Origin of the sequence: Paenibacillus shirakamiensis (assembly GCF_017874255.1) — a bacterium.
GTDB classification, from domain to species: Bacteria; Bacillota; Bacilli; order Paenibacillales; family Paenibacillaceae; genus Fontibacillus; species Fontibacillus shirakamiensis.
Genome location: NZ_JAGGLD010000002.1, coordinates 303,126 through 323,115, shown reverse-complemented (window position 1 = coordinate 323,115; position 19,990 = coordinate 303,126). Strand labels below are relative to the sequence as shown.

Annotated in this window: 28 protein-coding genes; 20 read left to right on the top strand and 8 right to left on the bottom strand. The window is 44.3% G+C overall.

The window, feature by feature from the left end; translation table 11 throughout:
• Positions 1-15: 15 nt before the first annotated feature.
• From ligD to ku, 3 genes are read right to left on the bottom strand one after another with little or no spacing between them, the layout of a single operon-like run.
• Positions 16-915, bottom strand: a complete 900-nt coding sequence (gene ligD, locus J2Z69_RS08455; protein ID WP_209861090.1) for a non-homologous end-joining DNA ligase — start codon at positions 913-915, stop codon at positions 16-18.
• A 16-nt stretch (positions 916-931) separates the two neighbouring features.
• Positions 932-1,885: an ATP-dependent DNA ligase gene (locus J2Z69_RS08450; protein ID WP_209861089.1), complete on the bottom strand. Its 954-nt coding sequence runs from the start codon at positions 1,883-1,885 to the stop codon at positions 932-934.
• Positions 1,882-2,808 carry a non-homologous end joining protein Ku gene (gene ku / locus J2Z69_RS08445; RefSeq protein WP_209861087.1) on the bottom strand — a complete coding sequence of 309 codons (927 nt, stop codon included), beginning with the start codon at positions 2,806-2,808 and terminating at the stop codon, positions 1,882-1,884. Before ku ends, J2Z69_RS08450 begins: the two co-directional genes overlap by 4 nt.
• Before the next feature lie 212 nt (positions 2,809-3,020).
• Between ku and tsaE the strand changes: the two genes are divergently transcribed.
• From tsaE to J2Z69_RS08375, 14 genes are all read left to right on the top strand, one after another.
• Positions 3,021-3,515 (top strand): tRNA (adenosine(37)-N6)-threonylcarbamoyltransferase complex ATPase subunit type 1 TsaE, encoded by a 495-nt coding sequence (tsaE, locus tag J2Z69_RS08440; RefSeq protein WP_209861085.1) that lies wholly within the window; start codon positions 3,021-3,023, stop codon positions 3,513-3,515.
• A complete protein-coding gene (gene tsaB, locus J2Z69_RS08435) occupies positions 3,497-4,333 on the top strand; it encodes a tRNA (adenosine(37)-N6)-threonylcarbamoyltransferase complex dimerization subunit type 1 TsaB (RefSeq protein WP_425354990.1) in 837 nt (278 codons plus the stop codon). Before tsaE ends, tsaB begins: the two co-directional genes overlap by 19 nt.
• A gap of 97 nt (positions 4,334-4,430) precedes the next feature.
• Entirely contained in the window at positions 4,431-4,901 is a 471-nt protein-coding gene (gene rimI, locus J2Z69_RS08430; RefSeq protein WP_245339135.1) for a ribosomal protein S18-alanine N-acetyltransferase, read from the top strand.
• A 6-nt stretch (positions 4,902-4,907) separates the two neighbouring features.
• Positions 4,908-5,969: a tRNA (adenosine(37)-N6)-threonylcarbamoyltransferase complex transferase subunit TsaD gene (tsaD, locus tag J2Z69_RS08425; protein ID WP_245339099.1), complete on the top strand. Its 1,062-nt coding sequence runs from the start codon at positions 4,908-4,910 to the stop codon at positions 5,967-5,969.
• Between the two features lie 224 nt (positions 5,970-6,193).
• Positions 6,194-6,376, top strand: a complete 183-nt coding sequence (locus tag J2Z69_RS08420; RefSeq protein ID WP_209861081.1) for a hypothetical protein — start codon at positions 6,194-6,196, stop codon at positions 6,374-6,376.
• Between the two features lie 241 nt (positions 6,377-6,617).
• A complete protein-coding gene (locus tag J2Z69_RS08415) occupies positions 6,618-6,791 on the top strand; it encodes a hypothetical protein (protein WP_209861079.1) in 174 nt (57 codons plus the stop codon).
• A gap of 116 nt (positions 6,792-6,907) precedes the next feature.
• The gene (locus J2Z69_RS08410) at positions 6,908-7,654 is read left to right on the top strand and encodes a glycerophosphodiester phosphodiesterase (protein ID WP_209861077.1); all 747 of its coding nucleotides are present in this window, start codon (positions 6,908-6,910) and stop codon (positions 7,652-7,654) included.
• Entirely contained in the window at positions 7,651-8,862 is a 1,212-nt protein-coding gene (locus tag J2Z69_RS08405; RefSeq protein ID WP_209861075.1) for an SLC45 family MFS transporter, read from the top strand. Before J2Z69_RS08410 ends, J2Z69_RS08405 begins: the two co-directional genes overlap by 4 nt.
• Before the next feature lie 124 nt (positions 8,863-8,986).
• Positions 8,987-9,379, top strand: a complete 393-nt coding sequence (locus J2Z69_RS08400; RefSeq protein WP_209861073.1) for a VOC family protein — start codon at positions 8,987-8,989, stop codon at positions 9,377-9,379.
• 228 nt (positions 9,380-9,607) lie between these two features.
• On the top strand, positions 9,608-9,997 hold the full coding sequence (locus J2Z69_RS08395; RefSeq protein ID WP_209861071.1) for a DUF2500 domain-containing protein: 390 nt from the start codon (positions 9,608-9,610) through the stop codon (positions 9,995-9,997).
• A gap of 24 nt (positions 9,998-10,021) precedes the next feature.
• Positions 10,022-10,477: a GNAT family N-acetyltransferase gene (locus J2Z69_RS08390; protein ID WP_209861069.1), complete on the top strand. Its 456-nt coding sequence runs from the start codon at positions 10,022-10,024 to the stop codon at positions 10,475-10,477.
• Between the two features lie 30 nt (positions 10,478-10,507).
• On the top strand, positions 10,508-10,990 hold the full coding sequence (locus tag J2Z69_RS08385) for a tetratricopeptide repeat protein (protein ID WP_209861067.1): 483 nt from the start codon (positions 10,508-10,510) through the stop codon (positions 10,988-10,990).
• Positions 10,991-11,024: 34 nt separating this feature from the next.
• Positions 11,025-11,378, top strand: coding sequence for a hypothetical protein (locus tag J2Z69_RS08380; protein ID WP_209861065.1), 354 nt, complete (start codon positions 11,025-11,027; stop codon positions 11,376-11,378).
• An 11-nt stretch (positions 11,379-11,389) separates the two neighbouring features.
• Complete coding sequence (locus J2Z69_RS08375) at positions 11,390-11,779, top strand: tautomerase family protein (protein WP_209861063.1); 390 nt, start codon at positions 11,390-11,392, stop codon at positions 11,777-11,779.
• Between the two features lie 110 nt (positions 11,780-11,889).
• On the opposite strand, the gene J2Z69_RS08370 is transcribed toward J2Z69_RS08375, so the two are convergent.
• From J2Z69_RS08370 to J2Z69_RS08360, 3 genes are all read right to left on the bottom strand, one after another.
• The gene (locus J2Z69_RS08370; protein WP_209861061.1) at positions 11,890-12,267 is read right to left on the bottom strand and encodes a rhodanese-like domain-containing protein; all 378 of its coding nucleotides are present in this window, start codon (positions 12,265-12,267) and stop codon (positions 11,890-11,892) included.
• Positions 12,268-12,301: 34 nt separating this feature from the next.
• Positions 12,302-13,225 (bottom strand): cysteine synthase A, encoded by a 924-nt coding sequence (cysK, locus tag J2Z69_RS08365; protein WP_209861059.1) that lies wholly within the window; start codon positions 13,223-13,225, stop codon positions 12,302-12,304.
• Positions 13,226-13,644: 419 nt separating this feature from the next.
• Positions 13,645-15,594 carry an ABC-F family ATP-binding cassette domain-containing protein gene (locus J2Z69_RS08360; protein WP_209861057.1) on the bottom strand — a complete coding sequence of 650 codons (1,950 nt, stop codon included), beginning with the start codon at positions 15,592-15,594 and terminating at the stop codon, positions 13,645-13,647.
• A gap of 199 nt (positions 15,595-15,793) precedes the next feature.
• On the opposite strand from J2Z69_RS08360, the gene J2Z69_RS08355 reads away from it, so the two are divergent.
• The 5 genes from J2Z69_RS08355 to tatC all read left to right on the top strand — a co-directional run bounded on the left by J2Z69_RS08355 (position 15,794) and on the right by tatC (position 18,604).
• On the top strand, positions 15,794-16,408 hold the full coding sequence (locus J2Z69_RS08355) for a 5-formyltetrahydrofolate cyclo-ligase (RefSeq protein WP_209861055.1): 615 nt from the start codon (positions 15,794-15,796) through the stop codon (positions 16,406-16,408).
• A 23-nt stretch (positions 16,409-16,431) separates the two neighbouring features.
• The gene (gene moaC, locus J2Z69_RS08350) at positions 16,432-16,914 is read left to right on the top strand and encodes a cyclic pyranopterin monophosphate synthase MoaC (RefSeq protein ID WP_209861053.1); all 483 of its coding nucleotides are present in this window, start codon (positions 16,432-16,434) and stop codon (positions 16,912-16,914) included.
• Between the two features lie 41 nt (positions 16,915-16,955).
• Positions 16,956-17,441 (top strand): MogA/MoaB family molybdenum cofactor biosynthesis protein, encoded by a 486-nt coding sequence (locus J2Z69_RS08345; RefSeq protein WP_209861051.1) that lies wholly within the window; start codon positions 16,956-16,958, stop codon positions 17,439-17,441.
• 109 nt (positions 17,442-17,550) lie between these two features.
• A complete protein-coding gene (locus J2Z69_RS08340) occupies positions 17,551-17,769 on the top strand; it encodes a twin-arginine translocase TatA/TatE family subunit (RefSeq protein WP_209861049.1) in 219 nt (72 codons plus the stop codon).
• Between the two features lie 73 nt (positions 17,770-17,842).
• Positions 17,843-18,604 carry a twin-arginine translocase subunit TatC gene (gene tatC, locus J2Z69_RS08335; protein WP_209861047.1) on the top strand — a complete coding sequence of 254 codons (762 nt, stop codon included), beginning with the start codon at positions 17,843-17,845 and terminating at the stop codon, positions 18,602-18,604.
• A gap of 113 nt (positions 18,605-18,717) precedes the next feature.
• Here the strand turns inward: tatC and J2Z69_RS19470 are convergent, their stop codons facing one another.
• Both J2Z69_RS19470 and J2Z69_RS08325 read right to left on the bottom strand, forming a co-directional pair.
• A complete protein-coding gene (locus tag J2Z69_RS19470) occupies positions 18,718-18,864 on the bottom strand; it encodes a DUF3885 domain-containing protein (protein WP_209861045.1) in 147 nt (48 codons plus the stop codon).
• Positions 18,865-18,917: 53 nt separating this feature from the next.
• A complete protein-coding gene (locus J2Z69_RS08325; protein WP_209861043.1) occupies positions 18,918-19,397 on the bottom strand; it encodes a DUF3885 domain-containing protein in 480 nt (159 codons plus the stop codon).
• Between the two features lie 270 nt (positions 19,398-19,667).
• Here J2Z69_RS08325 and groES point away from each other — a divergent pair, with 270 nt between their 5' ends.
• Complete coding sequence (groES, locus tag J2Z69_RS08320) at positions 19,668-19,949, top strand: co-chaperone GroES (protein WP_209861041.1); 282 nt, start codon at positions 19,668-19,670, stop codon at positions 19,947-19,949.
• Positions 19,950-19,990 lie beyond the last annotated feature (41 nt).

Sequence of the window (19,990 nt, the reverse complement as noted above, 5' to 3'; positions counted from 1 at the left end):
ATATAGTATCAGGAATCAGCGTACTCCCGGCATCTGTAAATGTCGTAGGATCAGCTCAATCGACTGTGGAGGTACAGTCTGAATTAAATCTCCTTTTGTTTTTAGACGCTCTACAATATTCAGTAAATTGAACTCGGAAGGGTGGGGATTGTGCCGCACTTCTTCCCAAGTAAGTGGGGTGGATACACTAGCTGCTTTACGCGCTCTGGGTGTGTAAGTTGCGGCCAGTGTTTTTCCGCTATAATGCTGCAAATAATCAAAATAAATTTTGTGCCCACGGTCCTTCTTCAAACGTTCAATGGTGAACAAATCGGGATAGCGTTCTGTGACAAACCTCGCTAAAAAGTGTCCAAGTGTTCGTAATTCATCGAAAGTTACGCCGTATTCAATCGGTACGATAATCTGGACTCCCGTAGCTCCGGACGTTTTTGGAATAGAAGACAGGCCAAGCGAAGTGAGCACTTCGCCAACATAATAAGCTGCTTCCATAATCCGTTCATCATCTTCAAGGGTAGGGTCAAGATCAATAATCCATTCACAAGGCAGATCCTCGCCAAAAAGATGCAAGGAAGGATGGAATTCAATAGAAGCTAAATTCCCGAGCCAAATGAGCGTAGGTAAATTATTAAGGACTACATAGCGAATAGAATCATGCTGGACCGTTGTCACGAAGGATGGCAGAGGCTCCGGGGCATTCTTCTGATAAAAGTAAGGATGATGAATGCCACCTGGATAACGTATAGTGGTCAAAAGCCGGTTGTGACAACTACGAAGGAGATAAGGGGATAGCTGGGCTAGAATTTTCAGATAATCACGTTTTGAAATATTGGCTTCAGGCCAGAGCAGCTTGCCGGGATTTGAAATTGTAAGTTCGTGACCCTCAATTAAGATCGTACCTTTTACAGCTGTGGTCATGCTATATCCTCCTTTCTTATCCTCTGTCATCGATACATTCAAGGGGGTTCTGAGTGACAAATGCTTGAATACTGGGCTGACGTAGAGTTCCGCCGGGTGTCCATTTCAAATAATTAACTTTGACTGTAAGTGCAGGCTGAACCCATAAGGCTTCACGTGCTCTAGACACTTTTCCAGTGAAAGGACTCTGCTGTATGGTTAATGTCTGAAGAGCCGCTGTGATCTGCCTCCAGTCTGCCGAAGTTAGTCTGCCCGTTCCTGCATGCCCAATGTAATGAAGTTGCGCATGTTCATCATATAGACCTAACATGAGGGCATTCGCTATATTACCTCTTAGAGTATATCCTCCTACAACTGCAATCGTATCTTGAATCACCTTTCGTTTCATCCAACGCTTATCTTTGCCGTTCACTGCATACGTGCTATTGAGGTCTTTAACTAAGATCCCTTCAAGACCATGCTGTAGGGCGGCTTTATAGAGCGATTCTGGAGCATCGAAATCCGCAGTCACCTGTACAAGCGTAGAGGGGAGAATTACTTTTCTAAGCAAATCTTGTCGTTTCTTTAAGGGAAAGTCTATGACCCATTCTCCGTTAAGAAAAAGAAGATCAAATACCATGTACGTGATCGGTACTTGTTGAGTCAGCGTAGGAATCTGCTGTAGTCGTCGTACTGCGTCTCTACGCATCACTTCGTGAAAGGATGGCTTACCTTCCGCATCAAACGCAATAATCTCCCCATCGAGAATGATGCTTTTCGCAGTACAGTAATCATGAATGGGGAGAAGTTCAGGGTACTGTTGGGAGCGTTCATTTAATTTTCGGTTAATTAAGCGTACATTTTGCCCATCATAATAGGTCAGCATACGTACGCCATCCCACTTCATTTGAGCTGTCCATGCCTTACCTTGAGGTAGATGAGATGTAGATATAGGTTCAAAAGGAATCACAGGTTCCAAGCGAAGCTTCATGAGATCGTTTTCTTGGCTTTGGCTGTAGTTTTCTTCATAGGAGCAGGAGTAGTAACGATCTCAGGCGTCTTACCCCCATCTGCGGTTGTTTCGACTGAAGCCGAAGCTTTTTTAGTTCGTGTCTTTTTGGATGGCCCTGGATCTGTAGCGATGGGTTGAACTGCTTCAATACTAGCTTGCAGCGCAGCCATAAGGTCGATCACATTATTTTGCGGTTTGTCAGGAGCGAGCGTAATCTCCTCTCCAGCCACTTTGTGCTCAATTAAGTTCAATAATGCCTCTCGGTAATCATCGGTATATTTGCTGGCATCAAAGGGAGTAGATAGTTGATCTATTAATATTTTAGCCATAGATAGTTCTTTGTCATTGACTTGTTGCTGCATGTCTGGCAGGTTCGGCACTTGAGCAATAGGACGAATCTCATCGGGATAAAATATGGTCTCAACAGCAAGACATCCATCCATCACTCGGATTGCGGCCAAGCTGCTTTTAGAACGGATGGCAATTTTGGCAATGCCGATCTTGCCCGACTGCTTCATGGCCTCTAAAAGTAACAAATAGGCATTGGACCCAGCTTGATCCGGTGCTAAATAATAAGTCTTCTGAAAATAGATGGGATCAATTTCATTCAAATCGACAAAATCTAAAATGGTGATCGCTCGGTTAGCTTGGGCGGAAATTTGCTCCAGTTCTTCTTTCTCAAACAGAACATATCTGCCTTTTTCATACTCGTATCCTCGCGAGATATCCTCCCAGTTCACGTCGACTTCACAAGCGGGGCAGCGCCGTACATAGGATAATGGGCTACCGCATGTTTTGTGAATGTACTTCATAGAGATATCTTTATCCTCTGTAGCCGAGAACATTTTGACCGGAACATGAACGAGTCCGAAGCTTATTGCGCCTTTCCAAACGGTATGCATAAGTAAATTCTCCTTTCGCTCATCAAAAATAAGGGCTTCTGACTGGAAAGCGGTTATCTCTAGTATGGGTCAAAATTATAGTTCTAATCACGTTGATTGCGACTTAGGTACCTCTTCTTGCGGCCTGTGCAGGGGACCGATATAATGTAAGGATATGTGATGGACCTATGAATTAGGGCAGAATAGGGCGATGGATAAAGGTGGGAGTCGAAGTGGCTTGGAAGAAAGACGACGCAAAGCTTGTGCTAGATGCACATAGTCTGAAGGATACGGGGAAACTTGCGGCTATACTAGCGGCTTTATGCTGTCCGGGGAGTGTCATTGCACTGGATGGCGATTTGGGCGCAGGGAAGACGGCTTTTTCACAATTGTTCGCTAAAGCACTTGGGGTACAGGAGCAAGTGAACAGCCCAACATTTACAATTATTAAGGAATATGAGGGTAGAATGCCCTTTTATCATATGGATGTATATCGGTTATCTATGGAAGAAGCGGATGAGCTGGGATTGGATGAATATTTCGAAGGATCTGGCGTCACGGTAGTAGAATGGGCCAGTCTTATTGAAGAAATCATGCCATCTGCTTATCTACATGTATATCTTGAAGTGAGCGGGGATGAGTCGAGGCGGATCTATTTGGAGCCTATAGGTTCAAAATATGAAGCATGGATGCTGAACCTGATTAGGGAATGGGGATTAACGCAATGAATAAGCAGGTAATAAGTCCGCGCAAAACATTAAGTTTGGATACGTCCACGGCTTCTTTGGTTGTAGCTGTGATGGAAGAAGGAAATCTGCTTGCGGAGCAGAAGATAACAGCAGAGCGCAATCATTCAGTCTTCCTGATCACAGCTATTGAGGAAGCATTACAAGAAGCTGGTGTGAACAAACATGAACTTACAGGCATTGCCACAGGTGTGGGGCCAGGTTCCTATACGGGCATTCGCATCGGAGTGACCACAGCGAAGACGCTGGCTTGGTCGCTGCGCCTGCCCGTGGCAGGCTTCTCCAGCCTAGCTGCGCTAGGGCTGGGGGGCTGGGCGGCTGGAACTAGCCAGCCGCTAGAGGCCTTCGCCGCCGCGGCCACGGGGCCATCTGCCCCGGGCACGGCCGGCTCCCCAGCGGAATGGATCATTCCGCTGATGGATGCACGGCGCGGTCAAGTTTATACCGCGCTGTTCGAAGCGGCGCCGGGCGAATTGCCCCGGCGCCTGGAGCCGGATGGCATCCGGCTAATGGAGCGCTGGGTCAGCGCGCTCGCCGGACGCCTTGCGGCTCTTGCGCCGCAGGCGCGGCCGTCCGCCGTGTGGTTCACGGGCGAGACGGCAGTGCATGGCCAAGCGGCGGAAGCGCTGCGCCCGCTGCTTGGCGAAGGCCTCCAGTTCATGCCTTATGAACTGGAGGGGGCCGCAGCCGGTCTGCTCGGAGCAGAGCGGCTGCTAGCCGGCGAATCGGACGAGCTGCATACGCTCGTCCCTAACTATACCCAGCTATCGGAAGCTGAAGCGAATCAGCAGCGGGGATAAGGGGGAACGATGAATGGAAGCAGAACATACCAATCAACATCCTAATCACCAGCCGAATGAACTTGAGCCGAGGGAACAAAGTCAGGTCGAATTTCGAATGATGACGCTCGAAGATATTCCAGATGTCATGATCATTGAACATGAGTCCTTCACACTTCCTTGGACTGAGAATGCGTTTCGTAGTGAAATGACCAACAACCACTTTGCTAAATATTTAATGATGGAGCATGAAGGACAATCGATTGGCTACGCCGGCATGTGGACAGTCGTAGATGAAGCTCATATCACCAACATTGCTGTGCGCAAGGCCTACCGAGGTCAACACCTTGGCGAGAAGCTAATGCGTGAATTGATGAAGCTTGCCGGACAGCTTGGTATGCTAAGGATGACGCTTGAAGCTAGAGTATCGAATCAAGTAGCCCAGTCGCTTTATGAGAAGTTGGGATTTCATCCCGTTGGTTTGCGACAAGGATATTACTCAGATAACAATGAAGATGCACTGATTATGTGGTGTGATCTTCCAGAAGAACTGACTTCTCTACACGGGGAAGCTAATGAATGGGAATGATAACTATTGAATTCGAATCAATTGTCTAATCCACCAAAGCCGGGTCAGGATAGTTATATTCTCGCGATTGAGACAAGTTGTGATGAGACGGCCGTTTCGGTAGTGAAGAACGGGCGAGATGTGCTTTCTAATATGATCTTTAGTCAGATTGAGACGCATAAAGCATTTGGCGGTGTAGTGCCCGAGGTCGCCTCACGTAAACATGTGGAAAGTATCACGGTTATGCTTGAAGAGGCAGTAGAAGAAGCGGGTATTCCGCTGGACCAATTGTCTGCGATTGCTGTTACCCAGGGACCTGGTCTGGTAGGAGCATTATTAGTAGGAATTATGGCCGCTAAAAGCCTTGCTTTTGCGCTAGACAAGCCTCTGATCGGCACGCATCATATTGCAGGACATATTTATGCCAATCGTTTGGTGCAAGAGTTGGAGTACCCCTGCATGGCACTGGTAGTGTCTGGTGGGCACACTGAGCTTGTACTTATGGAACAAGAAGGGCATTTTCATCTGATTGGCCGTACAAGGGATGATGCTGTAGGGGAAGCCTATGATAAAGTAGCACGGGCGCTCGGATTCCCTTATCCGGGCGGGCCTTATGTGGATCAGCTTGCTATGCAGTCTGAGACCGAGGTCAAGTTACCACGCGCTTGGCTGGAACCTGACTCCTATGACTTCAGTTTCAGCGGACTCAAATCAGCTGTACTCAACGCTGTAAATCAGAGCAAAATGCGGGGCGAGACACCCGATCAATCAGGTATCGCACTTGGGTTCCAAGCCTCTGTTATGGAAGTATTGGTCGAGAAAGCTATTCGTGCGGTCCGGGAGACGGGCGCCGTTCAGTTGTTACTGTGCGGAGGTGTGGCAGCAAATCAGGGGTTACGCGCAGCCTTAACCGCTCGTTGTAAGCAGGAGAGTATCGCGCTTCTCGTTCCACCTCTGAAATACTGCACGGATAATGCCGCGATGATTGGAGCCGCAGCTCATCTGAAATGGTTACATGGAGAGTTCGTTCCGCAGACGATGAAAGCAGAGCCAGGGCTCTCGCTAGAAGCCTGGTCCGTGCAATCATAATAAAAGCTGTTCCGGTTATTCGGAACAGCTTTTTTATTCATCTATTTGATTCTATTTACTAGGCTAAGCATTTTATCTGAGAGCATAGCCTTAGTAGAAGTGAATAAATCAAAAGTAATTTTAAGTTAAATTATGGTATAATATGGATTATAGTAATCTTTTAAGAGAAGGTATTTCATTGAAATTACTAAGAGTTATGCAGAGCAAGAAGGGAAGGATAATGCATGTTTGAACCTAGAATACTTAATGGAGTAGAGGAAGACTTAGCAAAAAAGAGATATGCAGAAATACAAAATGACAAGAATAAATTACGATCTACTATGCTTAGTCAGCTTATGAATACGTCGATTGTAGTAGCTATTATGGCCATTATTATTGCTGTAGTTTATATGTTAAGATTTAGATAAAGCCTGATATATGCTGCGGTAAGCAGAATATATCAGGCCTTTTTTAATAGCTACTAGTTTAGAAAGCTATCTATCATCTTTACTTTTAATAGCAATCATTAATTTATTAATAGCCACCTCTGCTTCTCCAAATTAAGGCTTGTGTTCCACTACAATTCCTTTTATACTGACTACAGACAATAATGATAATGATTATCAATATCAATTAAGCAAAATTTCAAATAAGAAAGGATGGACAGTTATGGGAATCTTGTATGAAATGGTGTGTGGCAAAATTAAGGGAGAATCACCCGAGGCCATTCTGGATATTGGCCGAACTTCCCCCGTATTTGGACGGAGGAAAGGCAGTTACGCTTATCGCGAGAGGATGCTGCATGCTCAGTGGAAGTCGATTCGAATTAAAAGATGGACGTAGCATGGAATTGTCCCGACTTGAATAGGATTTGTTAAAGGAGATAACAACCCGTTTACAATTAGACCGTATCCTAAAAGTAGTGTGAATGTTATGCACGAACCAAGGGGGAAAAGGTTATGTCAGCGGTAATTAATTTGGCTCATCGTGGAGCGGCTGGGCATCGTCCAGAGAATACGATGATCTCTTTCAAGTATGCGTGGGAACTCGGAGCTACGGGCATAGAGACCGACATCCAAATGACTAAAGACGGGGCTCTCGTCCTAATTCATGATGAGACCTTAACCCGAACGGCGGGAACTCCCGAATGGGTCAAGGATTTGACGCTTGCTGAACTGCGTACTAGAGAGGTAGGAAGCTGGTATCATGAACAATACCGCGGGGAGGGGATTCCCCAATTAGCAGATTTGCTTGAATGGGCACGAGATAAGTCATTATGTCTGAACTTGGAGCTCAAGAATGGTATTATTCCTTATACTGGCATGGAGCAGAAGGTTATCGATCTGATTCGTGATTATCAGCTAGAAGATCGTGTTATCTTGTCAAGTTTTAATCATTACTCTTTAGTAGCGTGTCACACCATCGATCCTTCGATTCGAACTGCTGTGCTTTATATGGAAGGCCTCTATGAACCGTGGACGTATGCAAGTACGATTGGAGCTTCTGCTTTACATCCTTTTAAATACGCATTGACCCCCGAACTTATTCAAGAAGCTATAAGGCAAGGTATGCCTTACCATCCTTTTACCGTAAATGATCCACAAGAGATGAAGAAATGGATTGAAGCGGGCATCTCGGGCATCATTACGGATTACCCCGATCGATTGGCTGAGTTATTAGGCTCGCGGGGAGGATTGCCCGTATGACGAAGAAAACCTGGCTGCTTGGTCTTGGTTTCTTCAGTATAAGTATTACATGGGCGCTTTATAATGCTTTTGTTCCGTTATTTTTGGCTCAATACCTGCAAAAAGCTTCACTGATTGGCTTCATGATGACTATTGATAATTATCTCGCCTTGTTCATTCAGCCTTGGATTGGTCATCGCAGTGATCGAACCAATACTCGCTTCGGGCGAAGAATGCCTTATTTACTAATGGGGATGCCGCTTGCTGCCCTATTCGTAACTTTAATTCCTTGGTATACCAGCCTAAGTACACTCGTGATCTTCATGGTTCTTATGAATCTCTCGATGAGTCTATTTCGCTCACCTACCGTCTCTCTTATGCCAGATATTACGCCTGAACCCCAAAGAACAAAGGCTAATGGGATCATCAACGTAATGGGCGGTCTTGGTTCGGTGTTAGCTTTTGGCGTAGGTTCTATATTATATAAAATAGGTACTTTTGTGCCTTTTCTATGTGCGGGTGTCATCATTATAGGTGCTATGTTAATACTTAAATTTGGTATTAAGGAAGTTCCTAATCCAATAGCGAATAAAGATGTCCATGCTTTCAGTAAACCTCGTATTTCATTGCGAGCGCAGCTCGATCGCACAACCATCCTTATTTTATCGGCCATTTTCTGCTGGTTCCTTGCCTATCAAGGAGTTGAAGCCATGTTTACTTTATATGGTACGAAGTATTTGGGCTTATCTGGCAGTGCAGCTTCCTTCTCGCTTACGTTCTTCTCCTTAGCCTTCTTAGCCTTTGCAATTCCTAGTGGCTGGCTGGGTGCACGATATGGGAAGAAGAGGGTCATACTGAGCGGAGTTGTTGGACTATTTATCATTTTTAGCGCGATAGTTTTTGTACACCATCTACTAGCTCTACGTCTCCTTTTAGTAGCTGGAGGACTATTCTGGGCCTGCATTAATATCAATTCGTATCCTTGGATAGTGTCCACCGGGTCGGAAGAGAGCATTGGTACTCGCACAGGACTATACTATCTGGTCTCCTCCCTGGCTGCTATTATCTCGCCTCCTCTTCTAGGGCTTCTTATGGATCAGTGGGGATATCCAGCCTTATTTATTACGGCTTCCGTAGGTCTCTTGTTAGCTCTTCTATGTCTCCTACCTATTCCATCAGAGCTGAGTAGGACAGAGGGAGATCCTACTGTAACCAACGTTCGATTGTAGAAGAGAATACTACCCTCTTATAATTTACCAATTAATTGGTTAATATGGTATATTTAACAGGTGGTTATACTCTAGTACATACTCCGGAGCCAGTCATGAATTTTTGAAATAGGAGGCTATTTCGATGTTCCATTCGGTGGGTACAATGCTCAAAGGAATATCTCACGTTCAATTACCTGTGAAGAATGTGGAAGAGTCTGTAGTGTGGTATACGACCTACTTAGGCTTGGAGCTAAAAGCGAATTTCGAAGCTTTTGCCGTGCTAAAGTTTGGAGAAGGCCCGGACCTGTTCCTGTGGGAGACGCAGGATACAAGAGAGATGACTATTCATGTGGACGGGGAGTATCTTCCGGTTATGGGCTTAGAGACGGATGATATGGAGGCTTTCACAGCGAAGCTTGAGAACTCGGGAGCAACAATCGAACTTATGCCTATCGAAAAGAATGCTGAAATGAGATTTGTGAAATTTTCTGATTTGAGTGGCAATCTGTTTGTAGTGCATCAAGTGATACGTTAATTCCGTAACTTTTAGTAAAGGCAATAGGATGATACAAAAAAGCGGCTTCTCTTCGGAGAGCCGTTTTGTTATGTACTCCAGCTTGTTGCAGTGCGCTGTAAATGTTCTATAAAGAAGAAGCTAACATCTGATTACTATTCGTTGTATAATTGTGGTAAAAAAGGTTTTGTATTGTTGTATCTGTCCACGATCATTTTATCATAAGTGTGAAATACAGGAGGTACAGGAATGGGTATGGATGAGACAGGTTTTTTTGAAGAGCTTTTTCAAGATGCTCCTGTAATGGCACTCTTTATGATTATGATCTTCATCTTTGTGATATCAGGATTTGCCTATGTCATTATTAAAGGTTTGTACACCTGGAATTCTAACAACGGGAAGGAACTTCTGAGGGAGTCGGCCAAACTTGTTACAAAGAGAACGGAAATAGGATCGGGGTCTGAGGATTCGACTGGCTTTACTTCATATTTTGTTACATATGAATTCACAGATGGACGAAGAGAGGAATTCGAAGTGTCTGGTAAAGTGTATGGGTTACAGGTTGAGGGCGACCAAGGTGAACTTTCCTATCAAGGCACTCGTTTTAAAGGCTTTCAAAGACAAGGTACTTCATTATAATTCAGTTGTGAGAGGAATAACAACATGCCAACCTATACCGTACGTCAGGCTGCCATTCAAGATGTGGAGAATCTAAGTGAAGTGTTCGATTTCTATCGTATTTTTTATGAACAGTCGTCTGATGTGATAGGGGCGAAGGCGTTCTTGCAAGAACGGATGGATCGTCAAGAATCCACAATTATTATAGTTATAGAAGAGTCTACTAACCGGATTGTAGGATTTGCTCAATTATATCCTGTGTTTACTTCTATCGGTATGAAGCGCTCTCTTATATTGAACGATCTTTACATTGTTAATGAACATCGAAGACAGGGTCTAGCAGGGAGATTATTAGACGCAGTTTATGCTTGTGGAGTAGAATTGGGTGTTCAAGGGATCGAACTTTCTACGGCATGTACCAATTACGAGGCTCAGTCACTTTACAAGCAACACGGATATGTTAAAGATACGAAATATGAACATTACTATGTACAGTGTTAATCATTTTTATTTACAAAGGCAGGATGAACGATGCAGAAAGACTTACAGAATGCTATAGAGCTTAGAGAGTCAAGCCAAGCGGCAGAAGCATTGGAACACATGCTGGGTATATTGAAATTTCAGCCCAAAGATGCATTTCTGTTGTATCAACTGGCTTGGACCTATGATGTACTTGGACTCGAACGAGAGGCTATTCCTTACTATGAGCAGGCTCTTTCTCTTGAATTAGCAGAAAGATATAGGGCGGGGGCTATGTTAGGACTAGGAAGTACATATCGCACACTGGGACATTACGAGAAAGCCAAAGAAATATTGGAAGATGGGCTGGTTAAGTATCCGGAGAATAAGGAATTTGGTGTTTTTTTAGCAATGGCCCTATATAATTTGGGAGAATACGAAGCGGCAATGCGCAGATTGCTACATGAGCTAGGGGATACTTCTTCCCATTCAGGCATTCAGGAATATAGCAAAGCGATTCACTTTTATGCAGATCGTCTGAATGAGACATGGTAAATGAGAGGAGAACATCGTGGTTACGACAATATTTATGATTTTAATTTTTATAGGATTGATGGTTGTGCCGCTCTTTATCATTGAAATGAATCGACGACGTACATTAACGGAGGAATTGAATCGAACGTTTCTTGGCTATAGTTGTCTGACGATCGGGCTTCAGGTGATCTTCCTGTTCTTATTTATCACCGATGTCATTCAAGCCTTGGGCATCTGGGGACATATTATTTGGTGGTGGGTGTGTCTTTCAGGGATCTATATCGCTGTGTACGGAATTTGGAAAATAACAAAAAACCGTATCAATGTCGTGTTCTTTTTTATTACAGGTGGAATCGGTAGTATACTTCTTATTTTGTATATTATGGGCGTGTTCATTACCAGTATGTGAGGGAGGTTTCCATGGCTCAGGTTAAAATATATGGAATAGATCATCATTTGGCAGAAGTTCGCACAGTTCTATCTGAAGCTATACATATGGCAGTCATGGAGGCGCTAGCCTATCCAGAAGAGAAGAGATTCCACCGATTTTTTCCAATGAATTCACAGGATTTCATCTATCCTAGCGATCGAAGTGAGCGGTATATCATTGTGGAGATCAGCATGTTCGAGGGAAGAAGCGCGGTGACCAAGCGTAAATTAATTCGGTTATTATTTGAGCGCATAGCACAGCATGCATATATTGAACCTAACGATGTAGAGATTACCATATATGAGACGCCCAAACACCACTGGGGTATTCGAGGCTTACCTGGAGATGAGTTGACCTTGGGCTATAAAGTGGATGTTTAAAGAACATATCTTCTGTTCACAGTTCCAATGTACAAACGCAAAAACCATGTCGGGCTTCTTAGCTCCAACATGGTTTTTTATTGATCAGATATGCATGCGTGTAGCTAATACTACTTACGCTCCAACTGCTCAGCATTGAAATCTTCAACTACATTTTCCGGACCCGATACGATATCTTTGTCCCAGTTCAACATGCCTCCATAGTAATTATGCACATGTTCGAAACCTTGAGATTGGAAAAATCGCGCCACTTCAAAGCTGCGTTTGCCACTGCGGCATACAAATACATATTCTCTGTCCTTGTCAAATTCATTGACATATGCTGCGATCTCTCCCATAGGAATCAAGGGAACTTGGGGAATGTGTCCTTCTTCATATTCATCTAACTCACGAACATCAATAATTAGGGCTTTACGCTCATCATTATGAAGAAGATCAAATAGTTCCTCGCGATCAACGTGGGATACACCATCAATTAGGGTACTCATAGTAGGGTCCACCTCTCTTGTTATCGATATATAGTTATTGAAAAACATTCATACTGAGGTATCGCTCACCTGTGTCTGGGGCAATGCAGAGCACTTTATGACCTTTACCTAGCTTGCGCGCTACTTGCAGAGCAGTCCAGACGGAAGCTCCAGCTGAAGGTCCCACCAAAATCCCTTCTTGGCATGCTAGCTGACGTGTCGTCTTAAGCGCATCTTCATCTGTGACCTGCACGATCTCATCATAGATGTCTGTATTGAGAATCTTAGGTATAAATCCCGGACTTGTTCCTACGAGCTTATGTGGACCGGGTTCTCCGCCAGACAATACGGGTGACCCCTGAGGCTCAACTACATAGATCTGAATCTGCGGCAGATGTTGCCGCAGGACTTCACTAGTCCCTGTAATGGTTCCACCTGTACCGGAAGTGGCTACAAAAGCATCTAAAGATCCATTCATCTGTTGTAAAATTTCTAGAGCCGTTGTGCGGCGATGAATTTCTGGATTAGCTGGATTCTCGAATTGCTGAGGAATGAAGCTCCCTGGCATCTGTTCATGAAGTTCAAGCGCTTTACGAATCGCTCCCGGCATCCGCTCAGCGGCAGGGGTAAGATATACCTCAGCACCATAAGCCTTCAAAATATTAATTCGCTCTTGCGTCATATTATCTGGCATGATTAGAATCGCTTTATATCCCTTAGCAGCGGCGTTCATGGCTAACCCAATGCCTGTATTGCCACTCGTAGGTTCAATAATAGTAGCCCCGGGCGTAAGCTTACCCGATTGTTCTGCTTCTGTAATCATATGATAGGCTGCACGGTCTTTTACGCTTCGACTAGGATTGAAATATTCAAGCTTCACATATACTTCAGCGTCCTCAGCATCGGTCATCCGTTGTAAGCGAACGGCTGGGGTATCCCCAATAAGTTCTGTAATGCTGTTCACAACGAGTCTGGACATCTTAATGCACACCTTCCCTAAAGCTAGGTTCTACGAATCTATTCTATCGGTTTGCCTAGATGGATACAAGATGAAGCTTGTATAGGTATAGGTCTGAAGTAGGGACCGTACAGGGCGAAAGTCACTTTGTCAAGATGTGGACAAGGTTATCCACAGAATGAACATTTTATGTGGATAGAATTTAAAAACCCTTACCCAGCTTCTTTTTGATTGAAACATGAAATAGGGGATATCATTTTCAAAATGAAGGGATCAAATTGTGGATAATGTGTATAACTTGGTGGATAAACCAGGAAGTTTCGTAAACTCTGCGTAAAAAAACGGTCTCAAGGACCGTTTTCATAAATTATATTCTGTTTATCATGGGGATAACTCTGTGCATAAACATTTTAATGTTTTTTTGAACAAAATTAGTTTTTTTATTCGTCAGCTAGTTGTTCCCACTCTGAGAAGACAATTTCGAGCTGATGCTTAGCCTCAGTCATAGCCGTTTGACGCTCCTGCACAGCCATATAGTCCTGATATACCTCGGGAAGAGTGAGTTCATTTTCCAGGCGGTTAATATCAAGTTCTAACTGGGCAATTTGGGCCTCCAATTGTTCAATACGGCGAAGGCGATTACGTTCTTCTCGTTTGGCTTCTTTGCTGGCTTCGTAAGATTGTGCACCACTTTTAAGGACGGGCGACTCATCTTTGATCACTTTAGAGGGGTTAGGCTTGATTTCTGCTGCTCGTTCTAAGGCAAGTTCTGCGATTTCCTGTTTTTTCTCTAGGTAGTCATCATAGTTGCCTAAATAAGGGTTCGCTCCATCCGGATGCATCTCAATGATTCGTTCTGCCATTTTGTTCAGGAAGTAACGGTCATGTGAAATGAATAGCAACGTTCCTTCATAGTCGATGAGTGCCGATTCTAATACTTCTTTGCTATAGAGATCCAAATGGTTGGTGGGCTCATCCAAAATGAGCACGTTGGCTTGAAGCAACATGAGCTTCGCCAGAGCAACTCGTGCTTTCTCACCGCCGCTAAGAGCGCTGATTCGCTTAAGTACTTCTTCTCCGCTAAATAAAAAATTACCTAGGACACTTCGTATTCGGGCCTCTTCCATATGAGGAAAAGCACTCCATAGTTCTTCAAGCACCGTATTTTCTTTAGTTAGATTCGTCTGTTCCTGATCATAGTATCCAAGTTTGACCTTGGCTCCCCAGTGTATTTGTCCTGTTGCTGGCCGCAAATCACCCGTAAGCATTTTGAGTAAGGTGGATTTTCCAATGCCGTTCGGCCCGATGAGTGCCACGGTCTCGCCTCGTCGAAGATCGAATGAAACATGCTTGAATAACGGAGATTCGGGGTCGAAGGCAAAAGCTAAGTCTTCTAGACGCAACACTTCTTTACCAGACATGTATTCAGGTTCAAATGCAAAATTAGCTTTCTTCAAGTCCCCCATGGGACGATCGAGCACATCCATTTTGTCTAGTGCTTTGCGGCGGCTCTGAGCTCGTTTGGTCGTCGAAGCTCGTACAATATTTTTGCGAATGAAATCTTCCATTTTGGAGATCTCACCCTGCTGCTTCTCGTATTGTTTGAGCTCTGCCTCGTAATCGGCCGCTTTCAGATCTATATAACGACTATAGTTGCCGGTATACTTACGTGATTGATGACGCTCTATCTCAACAATGGCTGTGACTAGACGATCTAGGAAGTAACGGTCATGAGATACCACAAGCAAGGCACCGGAATAATTGCGTAGATAATCTTCCAGCCAAGTGAGCGTCTGAATGTCCAAATGGTTAGTTGGCTCATCCAGCATAAGAAGATCGGGTGCTTGTAAAAGGATTCTAGCTAAGGCAAGTCTAGTCTTTTGACCGCCACTTAGTGTAGAGATCAACGTATCTGGGGCAAATGTTCCGAATCCCATACCGTGCAATACACTGCGAATTCGCGTCTCCATCTCATACCCGCCATGATCTTTGAACCAATCCGATTTACGTGCATATCGTTCTAGTAGATCTTCAAATGCTTTTTCATTCTCACCCGCTTTAGGATTGGCAATTTGCTGCTCCATGCGGCGTAGTTCCGCTTCTGCCTCTGTAAGATGGTCGAACACATGAAGCATTTCTTCCCAAATGGATTTCTCGGATTGCAGACCACTGTTCTGAGCGAGGTAGCCGATGGTTGTTTCTTTTGCTTTATAGATCTGGCCCCCGTCGTAGGAGAGCTCACCCGCCACGATTTGGAGGAAGGTTGATTTTCCAGCTCCGTTCACACCAACTAGGCCAATTCGATCTCGTTCCAAGATTTGCAGGCTAATGCCTTCGAGTATACTTATAGTGCCATATCCCTTACGAATATCCGTAGCTTGAAGCAACATAACGTCTTGATCCTCCATCTCTTAAAGAAGCCTGATGCATCAGGTCTGATTACTTCTATTTTACATGAATCATTAGTCAAATGCACCGCGCTTAGGCGGGAATAGGAGGGCGGAGCAAGCAAGTTTTCATTTTGACGGAAGAGTGCTAAACTAAAGAAAGAACTGTGTACACATAAAATGACAGGTGAATCGGATGCAGATGAAAGAAAATAAGCAAGAACTTAGACAACAGATGCTGGCCGTACGGGCGGCTGTAAGTAAAGCCAGTAGAGCAGAACAAGCAGAAGTAGCAAGTAGATGGATAGAACAGGGCTTGCTAGCTCCTATGCGGCAGCGTAAAGGGCGTAATCTTCATTTAGCTATGTATCTAGCTTTTCGAGACGAGGCTCCTACAACTTCCCTTCTTCAGATGTGTTGGTCCAGAGGAGACCGAATTTGGGTTCCGCGTGTCCACCGAGCTACTTCTACATTCACATTACATGAAATTGCTTCTATGAAAGATATTGTCTCAGGAAGCTGGGGCATACCTGAACCGAAGGAGCACTGTCCGATCTGGCAACCTGAACAACAAGACCTCGACTTTATGCTCCTACCTGGACTTGCTTTTGATCGAAACGGAGGACGACTTGGTTTTGGCGGGGGTTATTATGATCGTTTTTTAGAACATAATATTGTTCATCCTCCTAGTGTCAATGATCGAATGATCCTTGGAAGCTTAGCTTTGAAGGAGCAAATTGTACCGCGCATTCCTATGGAAGAACATGATGTCAAGCTAGATGTACTTATTACGGCATCTGGCCTCACTTATATATAATTAAAAGGTTGTGACAGGTCAGCATGGAGCCTACGAAGTTAACCCATTTTAACGAGCAAGGCCGAGCAAGAATGGTGGATGTATCTGAGAAATCGGTGACCTTTCGCACAGCTGTTGCTGGCAGTAAGGTAACGATGGACAAGGCTACCTTGTCTGCTATTAAGGAAGGGCGCATCGGTAAAGGAGACGTACTTGCCGTAGCTCAAATTGCGGGCATCCAAGCAGCGAAGAGAACGTCGGACTGGATTCCAATGTGTCATCCTCTTCCTTTGACAGGTGTGAACATTGTATTCTCGGATAATGATGAAGATGAATTGTATATTGAAGCTTCCGTGAAGACGGAGGGCCGGACGGGTGTAGAAATGGAGGCGCTAACGGCGGTATCCGCGGCGGCGCTAACCATCTATGATATGTGTAAGGCATTACAGAAAGATATGGTCATCGGGCCTACGCTTTTGAAGTCCAAAAAGGGCGGCAAGAACGGAGACTATCACCTCGAGGTCTAGACACAACAAAATGTTCCGATTCGGATAAGGAGGGTGACTTCATGGTGTGGAAAACAGCGATCCTAACGGCAAGTGATAAGGGAGCCAGGGGCGAACGTGAAGATACGAGCGCTCAGGTTATCCGGGAACTGGTCGAGGAAGAACTAGGTGGAGAGATTGTAGAATATCGGATTGTTCCCGATGAACAAGATGAGATTATTGCGGCACTTATTGAGATGACAGATTATTTCCAAGCAAATTTGGTGTTGACTACGGGAGGAACGGAATTGGCTGCGCGCGATGTCACGCCTGAAGCTACGCGCCGTATCATTGAGCGTGAAGTGCCAGGTATGGCAGAAGCCATGCGGATGAGCGCCATGCAGAAAAATCCCGCAGCAATGTTGTTCCGAGGTGTCGTAGGTATTCGAGGCCGAACGCTTATTGTGAACCTTCCAGGTACACCAAAAGGAGTCCACGAGAATTTGGCTGCAATTATGGGGCAACTTCCAGAAGCGTTGCTGATGGTTACCGGACAGTTTCGTCTTTAAGTAAGCTAGCTGAAGATGTGAATGTTCTACTTGGAAGCAGATGTTCTTTTGAGATAGGTATGTTATTATGATGTGGACTTGAACATAAGCATGAACGGAGGGCTTTCTCGTGGGTGCAGGTGGATTTCTACTGATTGTGATTGCAGCACTTTTGTTATTTGGGCCGAACAAGTTACCCGATTTGGGCCGAGCTGTAGGCCGAACCTTTCGTGAATTTAAAGAAGCTACACGTGATATCGTGGAGGACGAACCTCCCGTGAATAAGACGGAAGCTGCACCAAAGGCTGTAGAACAGCCAAAGGCACAGGATCGCCGGTTGCCGGAATAATGGAGCTTCCTTCCTCCTTGGAAGGAAGTGCTTTTTTTTGTCTAGATCATGATGCACATGAGGAGGCGACCGCATGACGGAAAAAAAAGATGAGTTAACCGTGGTCGATCATTTGGTTGAGCTGCGCAGGCGGTTGTTCGTAACGATCATCTTATTCGCTATAGTATTGGTAGGTGGATTTTTCGTAGCTAAGCCTGTCTATCAATATTTAACTACGCACGATACGAATCACATCGTCCTTCAATTGAATGCGTTCTCCTTCTGGGATGGGGTTAACGTGTACATGAAGATTGCTCTGATCGTGGCTTTTGGCATTATGTTGCCATTTATCATGTATCAGTTATGGGCATTTGTAAGTCCGGGGCTGAAGCCCAAGGAACGTAGAGCGACGCTCAAATACATTCCGTTTGTGTTCATATGCTTCATAGCAGGGGCAGCTTTTGGCTATTATGTTGTATTTCCATTAGCAATGACATTTACGTCTTCTCTGAATAAGCAGCTCGGATTAGTTGAGACTTATGGGATCGCTGATTATTTGAAGTTCATGACGAATATCATTCTTCCTATCGCTCTGCTTTTTGAACTTCCTGTAGTGGTCCTTTTCCTTACTCATCTTAGACTGCTGAATCCAAAACGTCTGAAGAAAATGCGGAGGGTAGCCTACTTTGCTTTGGTGGTCTTATCCGTGATGATTACGCCACCTGACTTCTTCTCGGCTTTCTTGGTATTAATTCCTATGATTCTTCTCTATGAATTCAGTGTAATGTTATCTGCTAGAATCCATACGAAGCAAGTGGCTTCGGATGCGGAGCGTAAAGCCAAGTATGAGGAGTAACATCCTCTGAATAGATTGCAATTAGCAAAAGCAAGCAAGGATTATAATATTAAGGCCTGTCAATCACCTTTTGGATGAGTTGACAGGCCTTTTTATATAGAGGGGGAAATACATTATCCATTGTTTAGCACCATTTGGTCTATAGCCTCTCGATCGTAGTCCAGAATCCATGCATTGTATTGATGATATAGAGGGAGCAGGGTGGACAAATTTGTAGAAATGACATCGCAACCTCGATCATCGTAGAGATGAAAGATCATTTTTTTACGGAGATGGATGAAAAATATATCATATTGGTACCGGGGGAAATCCTTTAATATGCAAGTAGGTGCTTAAAATCTTCATGCCAAATGGCAGATAATAGAGGAACATATCTAATATCTGACGTTGTACAGGGAAGGACGAATTGATGCGTAATCTCGTTCGGTGCATAGCTTTCATCCCGATCATCCGTAATAAGCGGAGGTAGAATTTTATGCTGTAATTGGCGAAGGAGAGAACGATTGCGAATATATTTACGATAGATATTTAGAGGTTTTCGCTGAAGTACACGATGGTCTCGATCACAATATACTTGAGTTACCAGCAGGATGTTGTCCGTAGCTTCGAACACACTTTGAAATAAAGTCGTCGCCCTTTGATAGATTTGCTCCTGATTGTTTGGATGATAAAAATCTAAACTGGGTTGGGATATCTCAAAGCGAAGCCCATATTGAGAATTGTAGAAAAGGCCAGGCTCTAGCACGGGCGTATTAAAATACTTTTGCATGAAGTCAGTTAATACATTGTTCATGGGACCTCCTTAAATATTATGAAATGAATCTTTAAGCAAGCGGCAATGCATCAAAGTATACAACTTATAGATGACTAAGAATATTTAGGTAGCGATTCGGATAGGATGAAAGGTGGCATGTCCCAGAAAAAAATAGGGGTTGGGACTTGAAATCTGCGCTCATATTGGGTATCATAAAACATGTTGTTAGCACTACAGCATGTCGAGTGCTAACGTAAATAATAAAGTGTATAACATTAACACCATATATGAATAAGGAGGCTATTTTTCATGATCAAACCATTAGGTGAACGCGTACTGGTAGAAGCGATCGAGCAAGAACAGACTACATCATTCGGGATTGTGCTTCCGGACTCTGCTAAGGAGAAGCCACAAGAAGGTAAAGTTATTGCTGTGGGTAGTGGAACGCTTAAAGATGGTAACCGTGTAGCGCTTGAAGTGAAAGAAGGCGACCGTGTCTTATTCTCCAAATATGCTGGCACAGAAATCAAATATGAAGGTAAAGAGTATTTGATTATGAAAGAAAGCGACATTCACGCAATCTTGGGCTAATACAGAATCGAACGAAATGAACGTATAGAGTACACAACCAA

Coding starts and splice junctions, on each gene's coding strand:
- rimI (WP_245339135.1), top strand. CDS start 4,431: ATGATGACGCTCGAAGATATTCCAGATGTCATGATCATTGAACATGAG.
- J2Z69_RS08405 (WP_209861075.1), top strand. CDS start 7,651: ATGACGAAGAAAACCTGGCTGCTTGGTCTTGGTTTCTTCAGTATAAGT.
- J2Z69_RS08415 (WP_209861079.1), top strand. CDS start 6,618: ATGGGAATCTTGTATGAAATGGTGTGTGGCAAAATTAAGGGAGAATCA.
- J2Z69_RS08370 (WP_209861061.1), bottom strand. CDS start 12,267: ATGAGTACCCTAATTGATGGTGTATCCCACGTTGATCGCGAGGAACTA.
- tatC (WP_209861047.1), top strand. CDS start 17,843: ATGACGGAAAAAAAAGATGAGTTAACCGTGGTCGATCATTTGGTTGAG.
- J2Z69_RS08450 (WP_209861089.1), bottom strand. CDS start 1,885: ATGAAGCTTCGCTTGGAACCTGTGATTCCTTTTGAACCTATATCTACA.
- J2Z69_RS08325 (WP_209861043.1), bottom strand. CDS start 19,397: ATGAACAATGTATTAACTGACTTCATGCAAAAGTATTTTAATACGCCC.
- ku (WP_209861087.1), bottom strand. CDS start 2,808: ATGCATACCGTTTGGAAAGGCGCAATAAGCTTCGGACTCGTTCATGTT.
- J2Z69_RS08420 (WP_209861081.1), top strand. CDS start 6,194: ATGTTTGAACCTAGAATACTTAATGGAGTAGAGGAAGACTTAGCAAAA.
- J2Z69_RS08360 (WP_209861057.1), bottom strand. CDS start 15,594: ATGTTGCTTCAAGCTACGGATATTCGTAAGGGATATGGCACTATAAGT.
- J2Z69_RS08410 (WP_209861077.1), top strand. CDS start 6,908: ATGTCAGCGGTAATTAATTTGGCTCATCGTGGAGCGGCTGGGCATCGT.
- tsaB (WP_425354990.1), top strand. CDS start 3,497: ATGGGGATTAACGCAATGAATAAGCAGGTAATAAGTCCGCGCAAAACA.
- J2Z69_RS19470 (WP_209861045.1), bottom strand. CDS start 18,864: ATGATCTTTCATCTCTACGATGATCGAGGTTGCGATGTCATTTCTACA.
- J2Z69_RS08385 (WP_209861067.1), top strand. CDS start 10,508: ATGCAGAAAGACTTACAGAATGCTATAGAGCTTAGAGAGTCAAGCCAA.
- J2Z69_RS08395 (WP_209861071.1), top strand. CDS start 9,608: ATGGGTATGGATGAGACAGGTTTTTTTGAAGAGCTTTTTCAAGATGCT.
- J2Z69_RS08400 (WP_209861073.1), top strand. CDS start 8,987: ATGTTCCATTCGGTGGGTACAATGCTCAAAGGAATATCTCACGTTCAA.
- J2Z69_RS08355 (WP_209861055.1), top strand. CDS start 15,794: ATGAAAGAAAATAAGCAAGAACTTAGACAACAGATGCTGGCCGTACGG.
- cysK (WP_209861059.1), bottom strand. CDS start 13,225: ATGTCCAGACTCGTTGTGAACAGCATTACAGAACTTATTGGGGATACC.
- J2Z69_RS08345 (WP_209861051.1), top strand. CDS start 16,956: ATGGTGTGGAAAACAGCGATCCTAACGGCAAGTGATAAGGGAGCCAGG.
- groES (WP_209861041.1), top strand. CDS start 19,668: ATGATCAAACCATTAGGTGAACGCGTACTGGTAGAAGCGATCGAGCAA.
- moaC (WP_209861053.1), top strand. CDS start 16,432: ATGGAGCCTACGAAGTTAACCCATTTTAACGAGCAAGGCCGAGCAAGA.
- ligD (WP_209861090.1), bottom strand. CDS start 915: ATGACCACAGCTGTAAAAGGTACGATCTTAATTGAGGGTCACGAACTT.
- J2Z69_RS08380 (WP_209861065.1), top strand. CDS start 11,025: ATGATTTTAATTTTTATAGGATTGATGGTTGTGCCGCTCTTTATCATT.
- J2Z69_RS08375 (WP_209861063.1), top strand. CDS start 11,390: ATGGCTCAGGTTAAAATATATGGAATAGATCATCATTTGGCAGAAGTT.
- J2Z69_RS08390 (WP_209861069.1), top strand. CDS start 10,022: ATGCCAACCTATACCGTACGTCAGGCTGCCATTCAAGATGTGGAGAAT.